This is a genomic window from Acerihabitans sp. TG2 (assembly GCF_035013185.1).
Taxonomy (GTDB): domain Bacteria; phylum Pseudomonadota; class Gammaproteobacteria; order Enterobacterales; family Enterobacteriaceae; genus Acerihabitans.
In genome coordinates this window covers 60,961-83,457 of record NZ_JAYGJO010000004.1, presented here as the reverse complement: position 1 = coordinate 83,457, position 22,497 = coordinate 60,961, and the positions used below count along the sequence as shown (strand labels likewise).

Sequence of the window (22,497 nt, the reverse complement as noted above, 5' to 3'; positions counted from 1 at the left end):
GGGTTATTATGATAAACAATCTGCAATCTGCTGATTACGGCGTACATTCTGAGGTAGGTAAACTGCGTAAGGTGTTGGTCTGTGCACCGGGGCGAGCCCATAATCGATTGACGCCAAGTAACTGCGATGAATTATTATTTGACGATGTGCTTTGGGTTGAACGGGCCAAACGGGATCACTTCGATTTTATCACCAAAATGCGTGAGGAGGGGGTCGATGTGGTTGAAATGCATAATCTGCTGACCACCACACTGGAAAATCCGTTGGCCAAAGCCTGGTTGCTGGATCAGCAGGTCGTGCCGAATGAAGTCTCGCTAGGCATCCTTAACGAGACCCGTAGCTTTCTTGATGGCCTGGCGCCCCGGGTATTGGCGGAAATCCTCATCGGCGGGCTTTCCACTTCAGAACTGGCGCATGAAGGTCACTATGATAATGAAGAGTTACGGCTGATTCGCGAAGCGGTAGGGATTACCGAATATCTTCTGCCACCGTTACCTAACACCTTATACACCCGCGACACCACTTGCTGGATTTATGGCGGTGTGACGCTGAACCCACTTTATTGGCCAGCCCGTCACGAAGAAACGCTGCTAACTACCGCTATCTATAAATTCCATCCGGATTTCGCCCACGCTAATTTTGATATCTGGTATGGCGATCCGACCATCCATCACGGTACCGCCACGCTGGAAGGGGGGGATGTGATGCCTATCGGTAATAAAACCGTGCTGGTTGGCATGAGTGAGCGGACCTCTCATCAGGCGATCACGCAGCTGGCCGCCTCACTGTTTGCCAAAAAGAATTCGGGCGTGGAACGGGTAATGATCGCCGCGATGCCCAAGCTGCGTGCCGCTATGCATCTTGATACGGTATTCACTTTCTGTGATCGTGATGTGGTGACGCTGTATCCAGCCATTGTTAATCAGATCAAAACCTTCTCGCTGCGCCCGGATGACGGTCCCACCGGCATGAAATTGAGCCGAGACTACGGCACTTTTGTTGAGGCGATCGCCGCTGCGCTTAATCTTGATAAACTGCGGGTGGTCGAGACCGAAGGCAATGATTATGATACCGAACGCCAGCAATGGGATAGCGGGAATAATATGGTGGCGCTCTCTCCCGGCAAGGTCATGGCCTACGATCGTAATACCAAAACCAATACCCAGTTGCGCAAGGAAGGCGTCGAGGTGATTGAAATCGTCGGCAGTGAATTGGGCCGCGGCCGTGGTGGTGGCCATTGTATGACCTGCCCGCTGATCCGCGATGCGGTGGAGTGATCCAGGTTTCCGAACCGCAGACCAGAATCACCTACAACCGAGTAGAATGGCGCTACCGGCCAGGTTAATAAATACATTTTCCGGTGGTGAGCGCCATTTTTTCTTTTGCAGATAGCCGTTTTCCTCGTGGCAATAACACCCTATGCCGCCGCGCTGGCTGTATTGAATCTACACTATTCCTCTTTTCCCACACCGGTGATATCGCACGATAGTCACAGATAATCCCTATTCTTCTATGCTGTGATGTAGCACGATAGTCACAGATAATCCCTATTCTTCTATGCTGTGATGTAGCACGATAGTCCCAGATTAACCCTATTCTTCTATGCTGTGATGTTGCACGATAATCACAGGTTATCTCTCTGCTCCTATGTAGGTGATGTCGCACGATGAGTGCGATTAGCTCGAGCTGTTTTTGCTGGTGTTGGCATTCAGTCGCTGATCCTCGGTTAAATGCACTATTCTGGGCGGTTGCAGATTTTAATGATTTAATGAAAAGCTGACCTGCGTTACCGGTTATCACCACAGGATGGGATCATCCTGCGTAAAAATGAGGGGTTTACCATGCTGTACCGCCGTTTCGAAAAACTGATCGACGTTTTCCAAGAAGCGCCGGCGGATGCGCCGCCCAATCAGGTATTGCCCTTTTATGTGTATTACCTGCGTCAGGTTTGGCCAAGTTTTGCCGCGCTGCTAGTGGTCGGTCTGGTTGGTGCGCTGATCGAAGTCGCATTGTTTAATTACCTTAGCCGCATTATCGACCTGACGAATACTACGCCCGGCAGGTTGTTTTTCAGCCAGCACGGCGGGGAATTGCTGTGGATGGCGGTTGTGATGTTGCTACTGAGACCGATTTTTATCGGTTTGCACGATCTTCTGGTACATCAAACCATCAGTCCAGGCATGACCAGCATGATCCGCTGGCAGAATCATAATGATGTGCTCAAACAGAGTTTGAATTTTTTTCAAAATGACTTCGCCGGCCGTATCGCTCAGCGGATCATGCAGACCGGTAACGCTCTGCGCGATTCGTTGGTGCAAGCAGTGGATGCGCTTTGGCATGTGGTGATCTACGCCATTACCGCACTGGTATTGTTCGCTCAGGCCGATTGGCAATTGATGATTCCGCTAATAGCCTGGATTGTTTGCTATATCGGGTGCCTTTATTATTATGTGCCCCGGGTGAAGGCCCGCTCGGTTGAATCGTCCGATGCGCGTTCCAAACTGATGGGATGTATTGTTGATGGATATACCAATATCACCACCCTCAAGCTGTTTGCCCATACCACGCTGGAACAACAGTATGCCCGGGAGGCCATCACCGAACAAACCTATAAAACCCAGTTGGCCAGCCGGGTGATCACCAGTATGGACGTCGTGATCACCACCCTTAACGGCCTATTGATCGTCGGCACCACTGGGCTGGCGCTACGGCTGTGGACGCAGTCGCTGATAAGCGTCGGTGCTATTGCCCTGGCGACGGGCCTGGTGATCCGTATCGTTAGCATGTCAGGCTGGATTATGTGGGTGGTTAACGGCATCTTTGAAAATATTGGCATGGTGCAGGACGGTCTGAAAACCATTGCCCAGCCGGTCAGTGTCACCGACCGGCCGCAGGCTGGCCAGTTACGTGTGCACAGCGGGGCCATAAGTTTCAATGAGGTGATCTTTAATTATGGCCAAGAACGCCGGGTTATCGACAGGTTGAATTTGGATATTCGGCCTGGGGAAAAAATCGGGCTTATCGGCCCCTCGGGGGCCGGTAAGTCTACGCTGGTCAATCTGCTACTACGCCTCTATGATCTGGATGGTGGGCGGATCCTCATTGACCAGCAGGATATTGCCCACGTCAGTCAGGAGAGTCTACGAGCGCAGATCGGTATGATCACTCAGGATACGTCGTTGTTGCATCGCTCGATTCGCGACAACCTACTGTATGGTAGACCCGACGCCAGTGATGCGGAACTATGGCAGGCCATTTACCGTGCCCGTGCCGATGAATTTATCCCGCTACTCTCGGACCCGCAGGGGCGCACCGGACTGGATGCGCATGTTGGCGAGCGCGGCGTTAAGCTTTCTGGCGGCCAACGCCAGCGTATCGCGATTGCCCGGGTTCTGCTTAAAAATGCACCGATCCTGATTATGGATGAGGCTACCTCGGCTCTGGACTCGGAGGTTGAATCTGCTATTCAAGAGAGTTTTGATGTGTTGATGCAAGGTAAAACGGTGATTGCCATTGCCCACCGTTTATCCACTATCATCAAAATGGATCGTTTGGTGGTATTAGATAAAGGGCGGATCGCCGAGGTAGGCAGCCATGAACAGCTGTTGGCCAGGCAAGGACTCTATGCCCGGTTATGGCGTTATCAGACCGGTGGTTTTGTTGGCGCACAATAAGCTGCCATCCCTTCGGGGTGTGGCGATCAGGTCTGGCGGTAGGGCAACAAGAGACGCGCCTCGTCTATCCAGGCGCGCACGCCGGCCTGCTCTTGCGTCAAAAAATCCGCTACTGCCAGGTTCAACCCCTCATGACGAAGATAGTGCCAGGAATCGGTTAGTACCGGTTCAAACCCGCGGATTAACTTGTGCTCTCCCTGCGCGCCGGCATCAAAACGTGCCAACCCCTCGGTGATGGCATAGTCGATGCCTTGATAAAAACAGGTTTCGAAATGCAGACGGTCGAATTCGGCCAGACACCCCCAGTAGCGGCCATAAAACGTATCGCCGCCGATCAGGCTTAGGGCCATGGCTACTGGACGTTGATGCTGATTTGCCAGCACTATCCGGACGGTTTGTGGCAGTCGTTCGCCCAGCAGGCTGAAAAAGTCCCGGGTTAAATAGGGCCGTTGGCCTCTGATTGCATAGGTATTGGCATAACAGGCATAAATAAAATCCCATTGGGTTTCGCTGACGTTACCGCCGTCCAGCCACGCGAATTCAATACCCTGTTCCGCCACCTGGGTGCGTTCTTTACGCAGTTGTTTGCGCTTGCGCGAGGTCAAGGTATCAAGGAAGTCCTGAAAATCGCGATAACCCCGATTAAACCAATGATATTGACAACCCAAGCGCCTTAGCCAATGCGGCTGCGCGCCCAGGAGCTCGGCGTCCCGTGCATCGGTAAAATTGATATGGGCACCGCAAAGACCTTGACCCGCAAGGTGTTCCGGCAGGCTTTGCAACAGCCGGGTCGCTGCCATCTCATGGCCTAAAATACGGCGGCCGGTGACCGGACTAAAAGGCACCGCGCCTAGCCATTTGGGATAATAATCGATACCCGCCCGGGCACAAGCTTCGGCCCAAGCCTGGTCAAAGACGTATTCGCCGTAGGAGTGCTGCTTACGATAACCGGGCATGGCGGCCAGGTAGCGCCCATCTTCTCGCCACAGCAAATGATGGGGACGCCAGCCCGATCGTGGACCCAAACTGCCGCTGTCCTCCAACGAAGAGAGAAACCCATGGCTCAGAAAAGGCTGACCGGCGGGAACCAGACTATCCCACTCATTGGCGGCGATCTCGGCCAAGTGGGCCAAAGCAGTTAGGGGCATGGCGTAGTACTCCAGATTGACGCTGACAACGCAGAAACGATAACTATAAACCCTACCCAAGCAAGGCCATAGCGCCTACACCTTTTGTACCGGTGCTGGAAAAATAACGGGTATAGAGGGAATCAACAGTCTACAGCTATTGCCGATCGTCAAATCAACATAACGGGTCACCGCGTGAGCCAGGCTTATGATTACGCATGAGCAGGGTTTACCTGGAAATTAAAATTAGTTGATTTATTCTTGATAACTGGCGTAATGAAGCCATGTTTCCATTCCCGGTGACTCTTGAACTGCGATGCTCGACATTAACAGTTATAAACATAAAGTCGATTTTAACGATGAAGTGACCGGTCTTATCTATGGCTTTGTTTTTCAAGATCAACAGCCTTCCCGGCGAATCACCTCCGCGCAAGTATCTGCGGAATACGCTCAGTCGTTAACCGGGGCGGATTTTATCTGGTTGCACATTAATCTTAACCATGCGGCAGCGGAAAAATGGCTTAAAAAGCAGTTTGATATAAAAGAATTTTTCTTTGATGAGATCCGCAATGGTTCGCGAAGCACACGCATAGAGAGTCAAGATGATGTGCTGTTTGCCGTACTCAACGACGCCAGTTTACATCAAGATGGTACCAGTGATGAGACGGCGACGCTGTGGTTGTACTGCTGTACGGGGCTGGTGGTCACTGCACGGCATAAACCGCTACGATTAATTGAACAGCTGTTTCGTGAATTAGCCCGATGGGCACCCACATCATCCACCGACATCTTGGTTCATCTGCTGGAAGGACAGGAAGCGGCGCTCGAACAAATTGTTCGGCAGGCCAATCTCTATGTCGATCAAATCGAAGAATGCCTTCCCGGTCGTCATGTAAAAGAGAATCGTACCCGATTAGGTCGTATCCGCAGACAGCTATTGCGTTTTCAACGCCTACTGGCACCGGAACCGGCGGCGTTATTTCGCTTAATGAGTCGCCCACCCCTTTGGCTTAATACTGAAGTGGTACAGGATCTACGGCAATTCGCTGAAGAATTTACCGTGGTGCTAAACGATTTGGCCGGATTAACTGAGCGCATTCGGTTATTGCAAGAAGAAATTTCTGCCGGTCAGATGGAACAAAATAACCGTACGTTGTATGTTCTGACGGTCATTACGGTATTAGCGTTACCGATTAATATCATTGCGGGATTTTTTGGTATGAATGTGGGTGGTATTCCCTTCTCGGGCAATCCACACGGCTTTTTGCTATTAGTGCTCGTGGTCACGATCTTTACTCTACTCGTCGGCTGGTATGCCCTGCGGCGCAGGGATGATGATTAACCCTTGCAACAACGTCAATGCGTCCGGCTTTCTGGGCGCCGTGGCATACTGACGATCGTGTCACCGTGTTCCGACGATTTCGCGGAGGGTTAGTCAACACATCCATCTTATCGCCGCATGAAAGGCATCGCTATTTCCTCATGGGGGCAGTAGCGACCACCAGGTCCCCACGCAATACATATGAACCCAGTACGCTTTTGGTTTTCTCGTTAAGCCAAGCCACTATTCTCACTGCCATCGCATCCATCGAGTATTCGATGGCGGGTATCGGTGGGATCCCTGGCAAATTCAACGATCCAGCCAGGCTAAATACCATGATGTCGCCAGGCACTGACTTATTAAACGCCTGCAGTTGTGCAACGACTCGTCGCGCTTCTTGCTCATCGGGCACCAGCAGTGCATTGAATTTGAGGGTGGTGCTGTTATTGAGCAGCGTTTGTAATGCCACCGATGAAGAAGATGTGTCCATCACCACCAGGTTACGATTAAACGGTAAAAAGTTATTCTCCAGCGCAAGCTTATATCCTAATAGTACCTGATCCAAACAACCACTGGCGTCGGGATTGATTAAGGCGATCTGCCTTCTTCCTTGTTTTATCAAGTAATTACAGGCAGTTTCCGCGGCAAAAGCATAATCAAACTGGATACAGTTACCGGCATCTACATCCATGCAATCAACCATGACCAGTTTTTCATGTGAGATATTAAGTGGAAAACGCGCCCCAATAATCAATACGTCATCGCATAGGCCACAGGTCAGTTCTTCAAACGCGCGTATCACCTCTGCCTTATTATTGGCAAAGCGCAGCAGTAAGTGTTTTTGATTCTGGCTGAGATGTTTCTCAAGTGCGTAGAGATAACCGGTGGTCTGGTTGATATTTTCTTGAGCACAAATGACGCCAATACAACCGGTTGACTGGCTTAATAACGATTGAGCGATCACATTTGGCCGGTAGTTGAGCTCATCAACTGCTTTCAGTACAGCAAGACGACTCCCTTCTTTTACGCCCCGCGAACCGCTCAATACCCGCGATACTGTGGCTTTAGACACGCCAGATAAACGCGACACATCATTGATAGTTGACATTATTTTCCCCTAGCAGGCCTGATTGCCAGCCCTTCAATCCCCAATACGGCTATGGCGGATTGGGTCGCCATGAGCAGTATAACTGCTAAAATTTGCCATGGAAACCGAATATCCAATTGCCACAGAAATTAACTATTCATGCCTTTTCATGCCTCGGATATGTGATGGTAGTCCAAGAAATAATCCCTTTAAAGCTTGGTTTTTGAGGCGTGTCACAGTTCTGCACCCGCACGATGGAAAACGGTTTCCATATAGTATCAAATCATTTTTGCAATATTATTTTACACTTGTGTATGGCCGAAAGAGGAGCATGAACTTGACGTCGAGCCCTTCGGTATGTGCACAAGTCTTTACGTTAAGAATATGCCGATCGTCGTTAACACAACCGCTCACGGCTTGCCCGCTCAGCCGAGAGCGCCGATGACCTAGGGTATGCAGCGTGGCGTAACGGTATGGGATGAGGTTCTATCGCTTAACAAAGTCATTTACTAAAAAGGTGTTCATATGGCTTCGCTATATCAATCAATGATTACTGTTATTGAGCAGTCTATCACCCCGCTAGCCGGGCGTTTGGGGCAGCAAAAATACATTATCGCTATCCGTGATGGTTTTACTGCCGCGCTGCCCTTTATGATCATCGGCTCATTTATGTTGGTGTTTATTTACCCCCCTTTTTCCGCCGATACTACCGTTGGGTTTGCCAGGTTATGGCTAGATTTTTCACAGACCTACCGTGAACAATTGATGTTACCTTTTCATCTGAGTATGGGCGTGATGACGTTCTTTATTTCTGTAGGGATTGGTTCAAGCTTAGGACGGCAGCTAAATCTGGAGCCTGTAATGGCCGGGCTACTGGCGTTTATGGCCTTTATTATCGTTGCAGCACCTTATGCCGATAAGCACATCTCAACCGAGTATCTTTCTGGACAAGGCATTTTTACCGCAATTATTACCTCTATTTATTCCACCCATGTATATGCTGCGCTTAAACAGTTTAAGATCACCATCCGCCTGCCGAAAGAAGTACCAACGGGTGTGGCCCGTTCTTTTGAGATTTTGATCCCGGTACTGGTCATTATCGCCACGCTGCATCCGCTAAATTTATTTATAGAAGCAAAAACCGGCATGATCATTCCCGAAGCCATAATGCATCTCTTGGCACCGCTGGTATCTGCGTCTGATTCATTACCCGCAATCTTGCTATCAGTATTGTTATGCCAGATTTTCTGGTTCTCCGGAATTCATGGTTCGCTGATTGTTACTGGGATCATGAACCCCTTTTGGATGGCCAACCTGGCCGAAAACCAGGCTGCACTGGCTGCGGGTGCGACGTTACCGCATATATATCTACAAGGCTTTTGGGATCACTACTTATTGATTGGTGGCGTAGGATCTACCCTACCATTGGTTTTCCTGCTGTTGCGCAGCAAGGTCGCTCATTTGCGCACCATTGGTAAAATGGGTATTGTGCCGAGCTTTTTTAATATCAACGAACCGATTTTGTTTGGTGCGCCGATAATCATGAATCCTATGTTCTTTATTCCGTTTATTTTCGTGCCGATGGTGAATGCTGTGCTCGCTTACGGCGCGACTAAATTGGGTTGGCTGGCGCAAGTGGTTTCCCTGACGCCCTGGACCACACCCGCACCTATTGGCGCTTCCTGGGCCACTAACTGGACGTTCAGCCCGCTAGTGATGTGTGTGATTTGCATGGGGGTATCTTGCTTGTTTTACCTGCCTTTCTTGCGTGCTTATGAACGTTCGTTATTAAAAACGATAAAAGAAAACGACCCAAATCTTTCGCCGCGAGCAGAAACCGTCACCAGTGTCTCATAACCACTGACATTGTGGGCTAATACATGGAGCGCTAAATGCTAAATAACCTCTGGTGACGTTGCGCTATTTCAATGTGGCAGCTTTTGGTGACGATGACGTGCAGGGACGCAACCTGAGTTTTAGCACAATTGATAAAATGATTTCTTTTAAATGCAGGCGAGTGTAAACCGACAAAAGATACCAGCGATTGATTTGTATTGTTTACTATTCAAAACCCAATGCCTGTTTAATATAAACAATATCGTATTAGGAATGGGGAAATCTATGTTGGTTAGCGAGAGTTATTCCTAAACGTCATAAACTGTAGCGCAATAAAATTATTAATGGCGAAAATGATACAGACTATACTGCTTGCCGTAATGGCTAAAAAAGCCAATAAACAGATTACATTACTATTGGCATCCATTAATAATGTAGAATGCAGTCGACAAATTATCAGCAGAGTTATCAATATTTATCAGCGTTAACATGACAAAAATAATGAATATTCTACCACTGGGATGGAGACGATATAGCGTAAATAATTAAATAAAAACAGATTAAAAAATACAAACAAGCTTGTTTAGATGATGATTTTTTACAGTCAAATCTGAGCGGGATAGTTATTGTCTGAAGATAATTCACTATGTTGAGAATAATATGAAACCAATTAAAAAACGACTACTCACAATGGCGGTTGTTGCCTCGTTGAGCCCTTTGCCATCATTCGCTCAAGAAATAACAATTAGTCAGGATCAATTAGATCAAATTGTCGCTCGGGCAGTGGATAAAGCATTGGCGAAGCGCCAAGAAAAACTGGATGCTGCCGCGCTTAAAAAGGCCGATGCGCTAGCCACGCAACAAGCCACACAGGTGCCATGGGTGGAACAAGCACAACCGGTACCACAAGTGACAACAACCTCAACCTCAGCCACGTCGCCAGCACCCACATCACCTGCTACGGACATTCCTTATGGTTTGAAATTCAGCGCGTATGCTCGTTATGGCGCCAATTTCCAGGGCGGCGATCAAAAATACGTCGGCGTAGATGGTTCATACAATGGTTCTTCAGGCATTGGTCGATTAGGTAACGAAGGATACGGCGGCGAGTTCCAGCTGACTAAATTCTTTAAAGCCGAAAACGGCGCCATCTGGGATGTGGGCGTGATGTTTGACCACTGGAGCGATGAGGTTAATCTGAAAAAAGCCTACGCGGGTGTCACCAATCTATTTGAATCACAGCCCCAACTTTATTTATGGGCCGGGCGCGATTTCCATCAGCGTCCGCAACAAGATATCAATGACTACATGTGGATGGCTCATGATGGACAGGGCGCCGGGATAAAAAATTTCGACATCAACGGCATCAAGTTTGACCTGGCGGGCGTCGGCGCCGTGGAAAACTGTGAATCGCAGGTCGTGAGTGATGGCGATAACCCGTCGCGTATTACCTGTACCGGCGGCGCAGGCACCGGTGAAGCCGGCAACTATGCGCTGACGTCAAAAATACATGACATAAAGTTAGGCCCGCTAGATGTTGATATTTATGCCAACTATGGTTTTGATTCCAAAGCCATCGACAGCAAAGAAAGAACCAAAGCATGGCAAGGCGCAGTTGTACTGAGTCACACGACTGACAAAACTATGAACAAACTGATTACCCGTTATTCAGATAACTCGGATAACAGCGTTTATCGAAAAACCGAGTCCTTACGCACCCTGTATACCAGCTTTGAAGGACTGTACACGTTTAACCCGAAAACCACAGTCAAATATCTGTTAGCGTTCCATGATTACGATAATAGTGAACAAACTGAGGATAATCGGAAGAACTATGCTGCCATCGTACGGCCGATGTATTTTTGGAATGATGTCCATTCAACCTGGCTCGAGGCGGGCTATCAACGGGTCAATTATGAAACCGGCGGCGACAATAAAGGCTGGAAACTGACCCTTTCGCAAAATATTTCTTTTGCCATGGGACCGGAATTCAGACCGATGCTGCGTTTCTATGTCACCGGCGGCAAAGTCGATAACCAGCATACCGCGAACACCACCGACAGTGAAGATACCACGCTTGACTCTTTCAACGTCGGGGCCATGTGGGAAGCCTGGTTCTGATCGCGTGGGGTAAGGGTGACCGCCTAGGCGGTCATTGACCTAGGCTGCGTGAATGTCTGGAACCGCGATCGCAAAGTCCGTCGCCGAAGGCGCATCAAATAGCGTCAGAAAATGTGCCGGCAGCGGGGCAGTCGCTCCCCGCTGTGCGGTGAGAACATCTTAGGGCTGACGCAGTAAAAGTGCTTGCGGGCCGTATTCGCCGCTGATGTGGGCCGAAAGGGAGGCAATGGGCCGTATTCGCTGCTGATGTGGGCCGAAAGGGAAGTCGTGGGCCGCATTCGCCGCTGATATGGGCCAAAAGGGAAGTTGTGGGCCGCATTCGTGGTTTGGCCGGGCCGTAAGAAACATATTGGGCCGTATTTATCATTTATGGGCCGTATTGAGTCGTGAGGTGGGCCGTAAAATGCTATTCTTGCTGAGAATAGCCATTACTCCCTGGATAAAATATGTCATTGGAAGAAGAAATTCTTAATACCATAGGCAATACTCGTGACGTGCAATATAGCTCGGGGGAACTTGCAAGGCAGCTGAATGTTGGTAAATCGACAATAAAACGCCATCTGGACGAGCTTATCAATAAAGGTTTGGTTATCCGCAAAGGGATTGGTAAGGCAACCAGATACACTCTGGCAGACGTTTCTGCTCTTGCCGAGTCTTTGCCGCAACATTATCTAAAACAGGCATCAGAAGCAGAACAATTGTTAGCTTATCTCAATACGCCACTGACCCTGAGAGACATAACAGGCTATGTCCGTGAGTTTGTCGATGAGTACATACCCAATCAGACGTTCTTGCTGCCAAAACCGCTTGCGCAGACTCTCATGGAAGAAGGAAGAATGGCCGGTCAGCAGCCCGCAGGAACCTACGCTCGCAAAGTTTTAGAACAATTACTGATAGACCTGTCGTGGTCGTCTTCCCGACTTGAAGGAAATAGATATTCATTGCTGGCTACGGAAGAGTTGTTTCGCAGTGGAACGCAGGCCGGAGATATCGATGCCGTGATGCTGCTTAACCATAAGCAATCTATTGAGTTTCTGGTTGATTCAGTTCCGCAGTTCGGGCTGACGCCGGCATTGATTCGTAACCTTCACTCAATTCTAATGCGTGACTTACTGCCAGATGCCGCGAGTCTTGGCAGCATCAGAACGAAAATCGTCAACATAAGTGATTCAACATACATCCCGCTGCAGGTCCCTACGATCCTTGAAGAACTCTTTAACGAGATTATTGATAAAGCCTGTCATATAAAAAATCCTGTCGAATCGTCTTTTTTCCTTTGGGTACATCTGGCCTATCTGCAACCCTTTGAAGATGGCAACAAACGGACAAGCAGGTTGGCTGCCAATATTCCTCTTATGATCAATAACAATGCACCATTATCCTTCCTGGATGCAGACCCGACGCGATATGCATATGCAATGATGGGCGTTTATGAAAAACGCAATATAGCATTGGCGGTAGATTTATTTGAGCTGGTCTATCGGCGTTCAATTAAGAAATATACCGTCACCCTGGAAGCCATGGGCATACCCGATCCGTTCAGGTTGCGTTATCGTGAGGCACTTAATCATGCTATTGGCACTGTGGTGTGCGACCGGAATAATGTCGATGCCGTTATTGCCAAAATAGGCATTGATGAAAATGATGTGCCTCGATTCAGTACCCTGGTACAAGAAGAGCTGCGAGTGCTAGATGTATTTAACTGCGCACGCTATCGCCTCACGATGAGGCAAGTAACAGAATGGATCAATGATGGCCGACCCCAATGAACCATTTTGAATAAGGTTTCCCATAAAAGCCAAACGAACCCGTTGCCCTAAATAAAAAAGTCAGATGCCCAAGCACCTGACTTCATTATTGATATATACAGATGATGGTTTTTCAGAAAGAGCCATCAGCATCTTTCTACCCATTATCTCATCGTCACCAACTCTTCCGCCGCGGTGGGATGGATGGCCACGGTATTATCGAAGTCGCGTTTGGTTGCGCCCATTTTAATCGCCACCGCGAATCCCTGCAGGATTTCATCCATGCCAAAACCAATGCCGTGCAGGCCAACAATTTTTTCCTCTGCCCCAACACAGACCAGTTTCATCCGGCAAGGCTGACGGTGGCCGGTGACAGCGGTATACATCGATGTGAAGGCAGTCTTATACACCTTAACCTCTTGTTCGCCGTATTTGGCTATTGCCGCCGGCTCGGTCAAACCAATGGTGCCGATGGGCGGGTGGCTAAACACCACGGTGGGGATAAGATCGTAATCCAAATGTTCTTCCGGTTTGTGGTTAAACAACCGTTCCGACAGACGACGACCGGCGGCGACTGCCACCGGTGTAAGCTCTACCGCGCCGGTATTATCGCCGACGGCATAAATGCCGGGTACTGAGGTGTTTTGATATTTATCGACCCGGATATAACCATTACCATCGGTTTCCACCCCGGCAGCGGCCAGGTTGAGGTTATCGGTGGAGGGTTCGCGGCCAATGGCCCAAATCAGCGCATCTACCGTCACTGCTTCACCGTTTTCCAAGGTCAGCGTCAGGCTACCGTCCGGGTTTTTGACGACGGATTCAGGGATGGAGCCGGTATGTAGGGTCGGGCCTTCCGCGCGCATAATTTCCACCAGCGTATCCACGATCAGCGGATCAAAGGTCCGCAACGGTGCATGTTTACGCACGAACAGATGGGTTTGTGCGCCCAGCGCGTTTAATACGCCAGCGATTTCCACCGCGATATATCCCGCGCCGATCACCGCCACCCGTTGCGGCATAGCGTCGAGGGCAAAAAAGCCATCGGAATCAATGCCATATTCTGCACCAACAATATCGATATGGCTGGGCCGGCCGCCGGTAGCGATCAGAATATGATCGGCGGTGATACGCTCACCGTTAACGTCCACGGTATGGGCATCGACAAAGGTGGCAAAACCCTTGATGACGTCGACCTGATTATTACCGAGCACTTTTTCATAAGATTGGTGGATCCGGTCAATATAAGCGCTACGACTGCTGATCAACTTACTCCAATCGAAGTGATTAACCGTGGTATCGAATCCATAATCCGGACCATAAAGCTTGATAGCTTCGGCGATCTGCGCGGCATGCCACATGATTTTTTTCGGAACACAACCGACATTAACGCAGGTACCGCCAAGCTGTTTGGCTTCAATCAGCGCACATTTCTGGCCATGGGACGCAGCGCGGTTGATGGAGGCGATGCCGCCGCTGCCGCCGCCGATGGCGAGATAATCATAATGTCTGGTCATTTGTGTGTTCCCTTTGTGTGACATGATGGGCACAAGTTTAACGTGCAAAATGCATTTGTCGCAAAGTTTGCATCAATCCCTCCGATAGGCGCAGGGACAACATGCATTATCTTGCCGCATGACATGCCTGCATGCCGAGGTTATTCAGGCACTACCCAGCGCACCAGCGTATGGCCGTGACCGGTGGGGACCAGCGCCTGGTGCAGCCATGGCAGCAGTTCTGTCATCTGCTGCTCTAGCATCCAGGGTGGATTAATCACAATCATGCCGGAACCGGTCATGCCACGCTGATCGCTATCGGGCCGTACCGCCAGCTCGATTTGCATGATGCGCCGGATGCCGGTTTTTTCCAACGACACCAGAATTTTCTTCACATGTTGGCGTAACACCACCGGGTACCACAGCGCATACACACCGGTGGCAAAGCGTTTGTAGCCTTCCTGAATACCCGATACCACATCCTGATAATCGGTTTTCATTTCATAAGGCGGGTCGATCAGAACCATCCCACGGCGACTTAACGGCGGCAACTGCGATTTTAACTGCGCATAACCATCGGCGCGCAACACGTCCGCGCGCAGATCCTTTTGAAACTCATCGCGTAACAACGGATAGTCACTGGAATGCAGCTCAGTGAGATGCAACTTATCCTGTTCACGCAGCATCTGGCGGGCAATCAGCGGCGAACCGGGATAATAACGCAGCATACCACTACGGTTGTAATGGCGGATGACCGTCAGATAGGGTTCCAGTAACGCCGGACAATCATCCCGTTGCCAGATTTTAGCAATACCTTCGAGATACTCACCGGTGCGACCAGCGTGCTCGCTGCTGAGCAAGTAACGCCCGGCACCGGCATGGGTATCAAGATAAAGGAAAGGTTTATCCTTTTCTTTCATGGCAGTGAGAATCAGACTTTGCACGGTGTGCTTGAGCACATCGGCGTGATTACCGGCATGGAAGCTGTGGCGATAACTTAACATAGTATATTTGCTTTTTTAGAGGGTGTTTGTATCAACAGTAAAATCAGTGAATAGCTAAAGTTTCTACTGTGCATTGTTGTTGTGCTGGTTATGGGCAACCTGTGCGGGAACCGACAAGCAAGGCACGTGAAAACGGAGCACAGCATACCATGACGGGCAGGATAAACCGCATAGGTTATAAAAAGTGTAGACCTGTGGATTTTTCATCAACCCGGTACGGTTTTCAGATGTTCAAGCGGGGGGGGGGACTGGCTCAGGCATGCCGCCGGCCGAAACGCCGAGCAGCACGCGCAGGGGTTATTAATGTACCACGCTGTCGAGGATGATCGAGGTTATGATCCCGGTCGCCACAGCAATCAGCACATAATTACCGTCAACATAAGCCCAATATTCGCCACGGGGTGGCTCACGCAGGCCGCGACCGCGCCAGTCGTGTACACGGTATTCGTCGCCGCGAAACCGTCGTGGTGCCGGATGTCCGCGCCTGAAATCATGACCGCCCCAGGTAAAATGGTCGCGCTCGCCGCCACGCGGGCCGTTGTTATGACCACGATTGTCATGGCCGCGATCACCATGTCTGTCCTGCCGGCCAGGGCCGCCCTGATCCCCATGGCCGCGGTCTTGCCCACCTGGTTTATGCCACTGTTGCTGTCCCTGAGGGCCACCATCACGACCATCAGCGTAAGATTGGGTGGAAAGGCAGACGCTTGCTGAGAATAGGGTTATTACGAATGCGAGCATTGTTTTTTTCATTTTTATATCCCTTGATAACGCGACTGCTTTGTCAAGCCAATGGTTATCACTATCAGCTAAGTATGATGATGTGTAACCACGAATTATCCTAAAAAACTCCAGGTTGACAATGATTTACCTGCCTTAATATATTCTTAACAGTTGTAAAAAAAACACCTAAAAATATAAAACAACCCCGCAGCCATTATGACTATAACGGACAAGACAAATACGCTTATAACATTTAGCGGCGGCGGGTTTATCGGTCTGCGAAAAAAACGTTTTTAGGCAGTTTAATGATAGCTTCTTTTTGGCGAAGATTATTAAAAATAAACAATTTCAGCGCCGAGTTCATTTCTCCAGCAGCTTGGTGATCTTGTCCGTTTTCCATTTATCGATATGTCGATTGAATATAAAGATGATTAATCCCCGTCTGATCAGCAAGGCGGCCAAGATCCCGATCACCAATGCCGACCAGGTTATGCTGTGGCTGGTCAGCCAGTTTGTGGTCAGTAAAATCATGCTGGTTATGATGAAACTGATTAAACTACGATAAAATTTGGCCTCCGACTCGATCCGCTTTCTGATTCTGGCCAACTGTTCATCGATAGCCTTTGCCTGTTCCTGCTCGGCTGGCGCCGCCTGCCCGACGTAAAGATCGGTTACGTTAACGCCGAATGCCGAGGCGATAGCGGCCAGTGTTTCCAGGCTAGCCTGTTCGCCATTTTCGATACGCTGTACCGTTCTGACGCTCACGGAAGCGATGTCGGCCAACTGTTCCTGGGACCACGCTTTGGCCAAACGCAATGTTTTGATTCGATATTCACTCATGTTTTTCTCCTGACGGTGGGTGCGCATTCAATTTAATCGCCCCGCCGCGGTGATAACACGACGGCAACCCGACAGACAACCGACAGTATGACGACAGTATGATGATAGCGTTCAGCCGGCGCGGTTGACGGTGATAGCCTGTCCATTTAATCCGTTATATATTAATTTTTTATTCCAGACGATAGCCATGATCACGATGAGTGTTATTTTCCCGGTAGAACATCAATTCTATGCTTATAATGCTCACGATTTAGCGGCATTTTTGCGCTGTTGGAAAAACCGCTAGAGAACATGGCGATATTTCAGGTTGGGAACGGACTTATTGAGATTGCCTGGTTTTATACTGCGTCTTAATATCATTATCGAGACAAGAAATGCGTATACGGACATCGGCACGGATTTTAGTTTTGAATCCGCGCAACGAGGTATTACTGTTTCAATTCAGCCATTCCGACGGTGCGTTGGCTGGACAGGTTTATTGGGCAACTCCTGGCGGGGCGGTGGAAACAGGTGAAACGTTACTCGAGGCCGCGGCCAGGGAGCTATATGAGGAAACCGGTATCAAGGATGTCATGTTAACCGCAACGGAATTTACCCGTAACTTTCCCATGCAGCTTAACGATGGTGAGTGGGTTAATGCCCAGGAATATTATTTTGTCGCCAAGGTTGGCCTCGTGATCATTTCCGAACAGAACTGGTCGCAGAACGAGCGGAACGAACTGGCGCGTTATGCGTGGTTTTCCCAATGGGCTATCAAGACCAGTATGGACACTGTTTATCCTGAACAACTGGCGGCCATGATTACTGAAATCGGCGCCGGCGGATAACGCTTTTTGGGCAGCAAATCGGGTCGGTTTTCATCTGGTGACGGCCGCCATGGCGGCCAACGAGGGCGATGAAACCTTGCTTATTGATCGACTCGGCATCACGTCTTGTTTAGCCGGGAGCAGGAGCCTGAAATGTCATTGATAAATTAACAGTTCAGACTCATCAACATACTTGGCTAACCCGTGAGCAGTTAACGCCAGTTAGGATTTGACATAATGCTGTAACGACCGCAGCCGAGAAACGCAATGGCCAGGCCGGCAAACAGATAGACGGCAATAGTTTCAAATCCCCAAGCACCGACTTTGGTCAAGGTGAATACCATGCCCGGATCGCTAACCAGCCAGGCAAACAGCATGGTGGCGCAAAAAATCAATGCGGCAGGGCGAACCAGGATACCCAGGATGAACAAGATAGGCACCACGATTTCGCCGATAAATACACCGTAAGCAACAAAGGCCGGCATGCCGTGTTGCACCACCATGCCAACGATGCCAGAGATGCCATAAACCAGCTTATGAATGCCATGAAACAGCATCAGACCACCAAAGGTGACGCGCAGCAGCAATTTTCCTAGATCGGGTCTATCAAGTAGACGATTAAATATAGAAATCATGTTGTTACCTTTCCATAGAATCAATAGTACCAGGGACACCCATTATTTTTCAAACCGCAGGTGCGTTAGCTGCGCTCGCGGGTCCGAATCACTTATCTGAGTAAGCTCATCGGGTGGCTTTTGCACAACTGAATATGTTCATAAATGTTGAACGATTATCGTTGCATTTATGAATATATTATTCAATGCTAAATCTACTTATTGTGGGCTGCGCCAGATCAAACTATTTTGGATAAAAATGGCGGAAAGCAGGCTTTTTTTATCGCCGGTCGTCAGCATCCAAATCTGGTAAATCCGCAGCCACCATTGATTTTCGCTATAGTTAGCCTCATCTTAGTCGAATGTATTGCTAACAATTATCAAGGCTGCCCTATGACCAATCCGTTATTGACCTCATTTACCTTGCCCCCTTTTTCCGCCATTCGTCCGGAACATATCGTCCCGGCAATCACCTCCGCCCTTGATGATTGCCGCCAAACGGTATTGAACCTGGTGGCGCAGCCTGGCCCTTATACGTGGGATAATTTATGCCAGCCTCTGGCGGAAGTAGACGATCTTCTCGGCCGGATCTGGTCGCCGGTTGGGCATCTTAATGCGGTAAAGAACAGTCCGGAACTGCGTGAGGCCTATGAGCAAAGTTTGCCGTTATTGTCGGAATACAGCACCTGGGTTGGTCAGAACAAAGAACTCTATGACGCCTATCGCGCGTTACGCGACGGTGAGCATTATGCTGAGCTGAGCGTGGCGCAGAAAAAAGCCGTGGACAACGCTCTGCGCGATTTCGAGCTGTCCGGTATCGGACTATCCCCTGAAAAACAGCGGCGCTACGGCGAGATAGCCGCCCGCTTGTCCGAGCTGGGCTCGACCTACAGTAACCATGTACTGGATGCTACCATGGGCTGGAACAAGCTGATTACCGATGAACAGGAACTCAGTGGCATGCCTGAAAGCGCCTTGGCTGCTGCCCGCGCGCAAGCCCAGGCGAAGGAGCTTGATGGGTGGCTGCTCACGTTGGATATTCCCAGCTATCTGCCCGTGATGACCTATTGTGATAATGCGGCCTTGCGTGAAGAGATGTATCGCGCCTACCTGACCCGCGCCTCTGATCAGGGCCCCAATGCCGGTAAATGGGATAACGGTCCCATCATGGAGGAAATCCTGGCGCTGCGGCATGAGTTTGCGCAGTTGCTGGGCTTCGACAGCTATGCCGATAAATCGCTGGCCACTAAAATGGCGCAGGATCCCCAGCAAGTCCTCGATTTTCTCACCGATCTGGCCAAACGTGCCCGGCCGCAGGGCGAACAAGAGCTGGCGCAGTTACGGGCTTTTGCGCGCGAACATCATGGCCGCGACGCGTTAAATCCGTGGGATATCTCCTATTACAGCGAAAAGCAAAAACAGCACCTCTACGCCATCAGCGACGAACAGCTGCGCCCTTATTTCCCCGAGTCACGGGTGGTGAATGGCTTGTTTGAAGTGGTAAAACGCATTTACGGTATCACTGCCGACGAACGTCACGACGTCGACACTTGGCACCCGGAGGTGCGGTTTTTTGATCTGTTCGACGAACAAGGTGAGCTTCGCGGTAGCTTCTATCTTGATTTATACGCGCGCGAAAATAAACGTGGCGGCGCATGGATGGATGATTGCGTCGGCATGTTGCGCAAAGCTGATGGTGGGCTGCAAAAGCCGGTAGCCTATCTGACCTGTAATTTCAATCGCCCGGTCAGCGGGAAACCGGCGCTGTTTACCCATGATGAAGTGACCACTTTATTCCATGAATTTGGCCATGGTCTGCACCATATGCTAACCCGGATTGACACCCCGGGAGTGGCCGGCATCAGCGGCGTACCTTGGGACGCCGTCGAACTGCCCAGTCAGTTTATGGAAAACTTCTGCTGGCAGCCGGAGGCATTGGCTTTTATTTCTGGCCATTTCGACACCCAGGAGCCACTACCCAAGGAGATGCTAGACAAGTTATTGGCCGCCAAAAATTACCAGGCGGCGCTGTTTATCCTGCGTCAGTTGGAGTTTGGGCTGTTCGATTTCCGTATGCATTACGAATATAGCGCCGAGCAGGGTGCGCGTATTTTGCAGACCCTGGCGGAAGTGAAGCAGCAGGTGGCGGTTATGCCGGCCATAGAATGGAGCCGTTTCCCTCATGCGTTCAGCCATATCTTCGCCGGTGGTTACGCCGCAGGGTATTATAGTTATCTCTGGGCGGATGTGTTGGCGGCGGACGCCTGGTCGCGCTTTGAGGACGAAGGAATATTCAACCGTGCGACCGGTCAGTCTTTCCTGGACAACATTATTTCCCGCGGCGGTTCCGAAGAGCCGATGGCGCTGTTTGTCCGTTTCCGCGGCCGCGAACCTAAGCTGGACGCGATGCTGCACCATTACGGCATCCGGGGATAATGGCGCTGGGGCCAATATGCTTAAACCATGGGCCAGAGGTTGACGAATCGCGGCTGCAAGCCCTAGCGGAACGCTGGGGTTTGGTGAACGACGCGTCAGCAGTGATGGAGCTCGTGATGACGTCAGAGCGGCTGGAATTGCGCAAGCGTGACGAGCCCAAGTTGGGCGCCATTTTTGTTGATTTTACCGGCGGCGTGATGGCCCATCGGCGGCGTTTCGGTGGCGGACGTGGTGAAGCTATCGCCAAGGCCGTCGGGGTTAAAGGCAAGCGCTTGCCAGACGTGGTGGATGCCACCGCCGGATTGGGGCGCGATGCCTTTGTCTTGGCTGCGCTGGGCTGTCGGGTGCGGATGTTTGAGCGCCATCCGGTAGTGGCGGCGTTATTGGACGATGGATTACAGCGAGCTTATGCCGATCCACTGGTGGGACCCTGGTTGCGCGAGCGCCTGACCTTGGTGCATTGTTCCAGTTTGACCGGTCTAACCGGGCTGCAGCCGCGTCCAGACGTGGTTTATCTGGATCCGATGTTTCCACACCGGCAAAAAAGCGCGTTGGTTAAAAAAGAGATGCGGGTATTTCAGTCGCTGGTAGGGGCCGATGAAGATGCGGATGAACTCTTGGCGCCCGCTCGGGCGTTGGCGACTCGACGCATCGTGGTAAAGCGGCCAGACTACGCCGAGCCGCTAGGCGGCGTAGCGGCGCAAGCGCACATCACCACAAAAAATCACCGTTTCGATCTCTATACCCCAGACGAAAACCGGGTCTAAGTTCAATACCACCCATACTCCGCCCTCAACGCACCGAGTATGGGGTAGGATGACTATTATTCGTCGTATACTTCTTCATCATTGAGCGGAACGATAAGCATATCAACGTGCACAGTGTTGATTAACTGTCGGGCCGAAGACATCAGCTTGCTCCAGAAGTCCTGGTGATGGCCACAAAGCACCAGGTCGACATCATATTTATTAATGGCGTCCACCAATACCTGCCCGAGATCGCCACTGCCGCTAAGGACTTCCGTAATCGGGTAGTTGGCATTTTTCGATAACAAGGTCATGGCGTTTTGGGTTTCTTCGGAGATGCGTTTTTGCATATCGCCAAGATTGACGTCGATCAGTCCGGTATAAAGATCCGAATAATTGACGTCCACATGTATCAACGAAATCTTGGCATTATACGGTCTGGCCATTGATACGGCTTTTTCCACCAAAATATTACTTTCCGGTGAAAGGTCAACGGCGATCAGGATGTGTTTGTAAGACATAATTAGGCTCCTTGCAAAATGTCACTCGTTAGGCTCGTCGTGACGCGGGTAAATCATCCGGCATGTCTGTGACGTGTTAAGTTTACCACCCGATGGTATCGTAGAAGTGATGCGGGGATCACTATACCCGTCATCTTTCGCGCTGCAGGTGCGTTGGCTGCACTCTTTCACCCGAATCACTTACGAGAGTAAGCTCATCGGGGTTCATTTGCTTGCCGCCTGCCTGCAACGCGAAAGCTATAGGGTATGTCCGTCATCTTTCGCGCTGCAGGTGCGTTGGCTGCACTCTTTCACCCGAATCACTTACGAGAGTAAGCTCATCGGGGTTCATTTGCTTGCCGCCTGCCTGCAACGCGAAAGCTCATCGGGTGTACGATGCCGGTCGATCATGGCATTA

17 protein-coding genes are annotated in these 22,497 nt (G+C 50.3%); 9 read left to right on the top strand and 8 right to left on the bottom strand.

From position 1 onward, the window contains the following. Positions 1–8: 8 nt before the first annotated feature. Positions 9–1,277: an arginine deiminase gene (gene arcA, locus SJI19_RS04910; protein WP_323477156.1), complete on the top strand. Its 1,269-nt coding sequence runs from the start codon at positions 9–11 to the stop codon at positions 1,275–1,277. Between the two features lie 564 nt (positions 1,278–1,841). Beyond that, positions 1,842–3,674, top strand: a complete 1,833-nt coding sequence (locus SJI19_RS04905; protein ID WP_323477155.1) for an ABC transporter ATP-binding protein — start codon at positions 1,842–1,844, stop codon at positions 3,672–3,674. Between the two features lie 26 nt (positions 3,675–3,700). Here SJI19_RS04905 and SJI19_RS04900 read toward each other — a convergent pair whose 3' ends face one another. After that, positions 3,701–4,822 (bottom strand): GNAT family N-acetyltransferase, encoded by a 1,122-nt coding sequence (locus SJI19_RS04900; RefSeq protein ID WP_323477154.1) that lies wholly within the window; start codon positions 4,820–4,822, stop codon positions 3,701–3,703. A gap of 295 nt (positions 4,823–5,117) precedes the next feature. Between SJI19_RS04900 and SJI19_RS04895 the strand changes: the two genes are divergently transcribed. After that, on the top strand, positions 5,118–6,143 hold the full coding sequence (locus tag SJI19_RS04895) for a transporter (protein ID WP_323477153.1): 1,026 nt from the start codon (positions 5,118–5,120) through the stop codon (positions 6,141–6,143). A 130-nt stretch (positions 6,144–6,273) separates the two neighbouring features. Here SJI19_RS04895 and SJI19_RS04890 read toward each other — a convergent pair whose 3' ends face one another. Continuing rightward, positions 6,274–7,230, bottom strand: a complete 957-nt coding sequence (locus tag SJI19_RS04890; protein WP_323477152.1) for a LacI family DNA-binding transcriptional regulator — start codon at positions 7,228–7,230, stop codon at positions 6,274–6,276. 504 nt (positions 7,231–7,734) lie between these two features. On the opposite strand from SJI19_RS04890, the gene SJI19_RS04885 reads away from it, so the two are divergent. The 3 genes from SJI19_RS04885 to SJI19_RS04875 all read left to right on the top strand — a co-directional run bounded on the left by SJI19_RS04885 (position 7,735) and on the right by SJI19_RS04875 (position 12,935). Further along, positions 7,735–9,066 (top strand): PTS sugar transporter subunit IIC, encoded by a 1,332-nt coding sequence (locus SJI19_RS04885; RefSeq protein WP_323477151.1) that lies wholly within the window; start codon positions 7,735–7,737, stop codon positions 9,064–9,066. A 639-nt stretch (positions 9,067–9,705) separates the two neighbouring features. Beyond that, positions 9,706–11,166, top strand: a complete 1,461-nt coding sequence (locus SJI19_RS04880) for a carbohydrate porin (protein WP_323477150.1) — start codon at positions 9,706–9,708, stop codon at positions 11,164–11,166. Between the two features lie 446 nt (positions 11,167–11,612). Next, positions 11,613–12,935 (top strand): Fic family protein, encoded by a 1,323-nt coding sequence (locus tag SJI19_RS04875; protein ID WP_323477149.1) that lies wholly within the window; start codon positions 11,613–11,615, stop codon positions 12,933–12,935. A 143-nt stretch (positions 12,936–13,078) separates the two neighbouring features. Here the strand turns inward: SJI19_RS04875 and gorA are convergent, their stop codons facing one another. The 4 genes from gorA to SJI19_RS04855 all read right to left on the bottom strand — a co-directional run bounded on the left by gorA (position 13,079) and on the right by SJI19_RS04855 (position 16,977). Beyond that, complete coding sequence (gene gorA / locus SJI19_RS04870; RefSeq protein ID WP_323477148.1) at positions 13,079–14,431, bottom strand: glutathione-disulfide reductase; 1,353 nt, start codon at positions 14,429–14,431, stop codon at positions 13,079–13,081. A 140-nt stretch (positions 14,432–14,571) separates the two neighbouring features. Next, complete coding sequence (locus SJI19_RS04865) at positions 14,572–15,414, bottom strand: 23S rRNA (adenine(2030)-N(6))-methyltransferase RlmJ (protein WP_323477147.1); 843 nt, start codon at positions 15,412–15,414, stop codon at positions 14,572–14,574. Between the two features lie 300 nt (positions 15,415–15,714). After that, on the bottom strand, positions 15,715–16,167 hold the full coding sequence (locus tag SJI19_RS04860; protein WP_323477146.1) for an RcnB family protein: 453 nt from the start codon (positions 16,165–16,167) through the stop codon (positions 15,715–15,717). Positions 16,168–16,497: 330 nt separating this feature from the next. Then, complete coding sequence (locus SJI19_RS04855; RefSeq protein WP_323477145.1) at positions 16,498–16,977, bottom strand: helix-turn-helix domain-containing protein; 480 nt, start codon at positions 16,975–16,977, stop codon at positions 16,498–16,500. Positions 16,978–17,351: 374 nt separating this feature from the next. Here SJI19_RS04855 and SJI19_RS04850 point away from each other — a divergent pair, with 374 nt between their 5' ends. Further along, entirely contained in the window at positions 17,352–17,804 is a 453-nt protein-coding gene (locus tag SJI19_RS04850; RefSeq protein ID WP_323477144.1) for an NUDIX hydrolase, read from the top strand. 191 nt (positions 17,805–17,995) lie between these two features. On the opposite strand, the gene SJI19_RS04845 is transcribed toward SJI19_RS04850, so the two are convergent. Continuing rightward, entirely contained in the window at positions 17,996–18,418 is a 423-nt protein-coding gene (locus SJI19_RS04845) for a DoxX family protein (protein ID WP_323477143.1), read from the bottom strand. Between the two features lie 372 nt (positions 18,419–18,790). Here SJI19_RS04845 and prlC point away from each other — a divergent pair, with 372 nt between their 5' ends. After that, positions 18,791–20,833 (top strand): oligopeptidase A, encoded by a 2,043-nt coding sequence (gene prlC / locus SJI19_RS04840; protein ID WP_323477142.1) that lies wholly within the window; start codon positions 18,791–18,793, stop codon positions 20,831–20,833. Beyond that, on the top strand, positions 20,833–21,600 hold the full coding sequence (rsmJ, locus tag SJI19_RS04835; protein ID WP_323477141.1) for a 16S rRNA (guanine(1516)-N(2))-methyltransferase RsmJ: 768 nt from the start codon (positions 20,833–20,835) through the stop codon (positions 21,598–21,600). Before prlC ends, rsmJ begins: the two co-directional genes overlap by 1 nt. Positions 21,601–21,656: 56 nt before the next feature. On the opposite strand, the gene uspA is transcribed toward rsmJ, so the two are convergent. Further along, positions 21,657–22,100 carry a universal stress protein UspA gene (gene uspA, locus SJI19_RS04830; RefSeq protein ID WP_323477140.1) on the bottom strand — a complete coding sequence of 148 codons (444 nt, stop codon included), beginning with the start codon at positions 22,098–22,100 and terminating at the stop codon, positions 21,657–21,659. Between the last annotated feature and the right edge of the window lie 397 nt (positions 22,101–22,497).